The following is a 2,696-nucleotide window of genomic DNA, read 5'->3' on the forward strand; positions in this document are numbered from 1 at the left end:
CGGGTACGGGTCGTGGCGATCGACCCCAGCGCGGCGTTCCGGTCCGCGGTCCGGTCCTGGCTGCCCAAGGCCAGCGTCTCGGTCGACCACTTCCACCTCATCCAGTTCGCCAACGCCATGGTCACCAACGTGCGCCGCCGCGTGTCCTGGGACCGGCACGACCGCCGCGGCCGAGGCAGCGACCTGACCTGGGCCAACCGGCTCCTGCTCATGCGCGGCTACGACTTCCTATCCGCCCGCGGCCGCACCAAGCTCAAAACCGTTCTCGCCCAAGACGACCCGACCCGTGAGATCGGCGCCGCATGGGGCGTCAAGGAACAACTCCGCCGCGTCCTGGCCTGCACCACTGTCGCTGACGCCCAACGTGAACGAGCCACCTTCAACCGCTACGTCACCCTCGCCGCGATGCCCGAGACGAGCCGGCTGAAGAAGACCATCGACACCTGGTGGCCAGCGATTGCCACGTTCATCCGGACCCGAGCCACCAACGCCAAGACCGAAGCCGCCAACGTCACCGTGNTTTGGCGGGCAACCACTTTCGACCACCTCACCGACAGTGACAGGATTTCGCGTATGAATCGCCGCCTCGCCCTCGTCCGTCCGCCCGGTCCGCGCCTGGCCGAAGGCATCGTCACCCACCTCGACCGCACCCCGATCGATCTCGATCTCGCTCGGGCGCAATGGGATGCGTATGTCGCTGCCCTGCGCCTCGCGGGCTGGACCTGCCAGGAGGTGGCACCCGCCGACGACTGCCCGGACGCCGCCTTCGTCGAAGACGCGGCCGTCGTCTACGGCGACCAGGCGGTCATCACGCGTCCGGGTGCCGAGGTTCGCCGTGGCGAAACGCCGGCCGTCGAGGCCGCTCTTCGCGAGTGTGGCTACCGGATCGCGCGCATTGAGGAGCCGGGCACCCTCGATGGCGGGGATGTCCTCAAACACGACGGCACGGCATACGTCGGTATCGGTGGTCGCACCAATGGTGATGGGGTGCAACAACTTGCGCGCCGTTGGGCCCAGTTCGGCGTGCGCGTGCAGGCCGTGCCGGTCGAGCGTGTGCTGCACTTGAAGTCGGCGGTGACCGCGTTGCCCGACGGCACCGTCATCGGCTGGGATCCCGTGGTCGACGACAAAGACGCATTCCCCGCGTATGCCGCGATGCCCGAGGAGTCCGGTGCCCACGTCGTCCTGCTCGGCGGGGACCAGTTGTTGATGGCGGCCAGCGCGCCCCTGACCGCGCAGGTGCTGCGCGATCGTGGCTACGCGATCACCACTGTCGACATCTCCGAGTTTGAGAAGCTGGAGGGCTGCGTGACGTGCCTTTCGGTGCGGCTGCGCGGTTGAAACTAGCGCGCGAGTTGCGCCGTGCACACGCCGGATTCGAGGTCCGGCTGCAGGCTCGCCACGTGGACGCCGTCGGCGCCCACGAGCATCCCCTGCATCAACCCCATATGGAGGGCGCAGACGACGTCCTGGTGAACGCGCGCGACATCGCGGAAGGGGCAGTTGTAGATCCTCAACTGCGTGGGCCGGCGCGCGGGATGAGCTGCGGGCTCGAAGCCCATGCTGTCCAAGATCTCCACCAGTCGGCGGCAAGCGCTGGTGCCCGATGGCCTGGCCGGCATCGGGCCGGCCAGCGTCCGGCCCCAGTCGCGTCCGGCGGCGCGGGCGGCGTCGGCCGGGTCGCCGGCCGTCGCGGTCAGTGCCGAGGCGAGCACCCCGGCCAGCCCGGCGTAGTCGCGTGGTCCGGCGCGGACGCCCTCCGTGGTGGCCTGATAGAGCACCCGTGGGCGACCGGGCGTCGTCGTCGACTCGATCGAGCGCTCGACCAGGCCGTCGTTGTCGAGTCCGTCCAGATGGAAACGAATCGTATTGGGGTGCAAGCCGATCTCCTCGGTCAGCTCGGCGATGCCCATCGGGGCGCGGGTGCCGCGTAGGACGCGAAGGACGAGGGCACGCCGATCACTGGCCACCACGGGGGACTCGCTCGTCACCTGCGCCTCGCTCATCGTCATCCTTGGGTCATCATTCGCGCGTGCCGAACAAATCTACGGTCTACGACCTGAGAGTGCTCTGTGATGCAGGTCGAACGCGGGGCGTTCGGAGCGAATACGTGGCAGGCTGGTGAAGTTGTGGCGCGGGGGCGGGCATGAGGTCCCCCACTCCAGGGAGTTGCCTTAGATCCACGGATCGTCCTCGGTCACCAGCGGCGCGGTGCGCCAGGTCCGCCAGGCGTTGTAGAGGAACACGAGCGTGGACAGACCGATCAGGGCGGCGCCGACCGACGAGATCCGATTCGCCGTGGTGAAGCCGTCCTCGGGAGGTAATCGGCATACCGGCGGGGCGTGCCGTCCATCCGGAGAAGGTGCTGGATGAGGAAGGTGGTGTGGAAGCCGATGAAGAGCAGCCAGAAATGGATCTTGCCCAGCCGCTCGTCGAGCATCCGTCCGGTCAGCTTCGGCCACCAGAAGTAGAAGCCGGAGGACATCGCGAAGAAGACGGTCCCAAAAACGGTGTAGTGGAAGTGCGCGACCACGAAGTAGCTGTCGGTGAGGCTGAAATCCATTGCGGGACTAGCCTCGATCGTTCACGGGTGAGGCGTGTCTGAGTAAATGTCGGACGTAGCCGGGTAAATACCCAGCCAGGTTGGGCGTGCGGTTGTGGTTGTGGTTTTCATTGTCCTCGACTCCGTCGGTGGT

At 67.2% G+C, this 2,696-nt stretch carries 2 protein-coding genes and 1 pseudogene; 1 reads left to right on the plus strand and 2 read right to left on the minus strand.

The window, feature by feature from the left end:
* Positions 1–12: 12 nt before the first annotated feature.
* Entirely contained in the window at positions 13–1,341 is a 1,329-nt protein-coding gene (gene ddaH, locus ABD209_RS05845) for a dimethylargininase (RefSeq protein WP_425564582.1), read from the plus strand.
* A 2-nt stretch (positions 1,342–1,343) separates the two neighbouring features.
* Here ddaH and ABD209_RS05850 read toward each other — a convergent pair whose 3' ends face one another.
* The gene (locus ABD209_RS05850; RefSeq protein WP_344063440.1) at positions 1,344–2,006 is read right to left on the minus strand and encodes a helix-turn-helix transcriptional regulator; all 663 of its coding nucleotides are present in this window, start codon (positions 2,004–2,006) and stop codon (positions 1,344–1,346) included.
* A 39-nt stretch (positions 2,007–2,045) separates the two neighbouring features.
* Positions 2,046–2,581: pseudogene (locus ABD209_RS05855) on the minus strand (cbb3-type cytochrome c oxidase subunit I); the annotation flags it as partial.
* Positions 2,582–2,696 lie beyond the last annotated feature (115 nt).

Source organism: Nostocoides vanveenii (assembly GCF_039531165.1).
GTDB lineage: Bacteria > Actinomycetota > Actinomycetes > Actinomycetales > Dermatophilaceae > Nostocoides_A > Nostocoides_A vanveenii.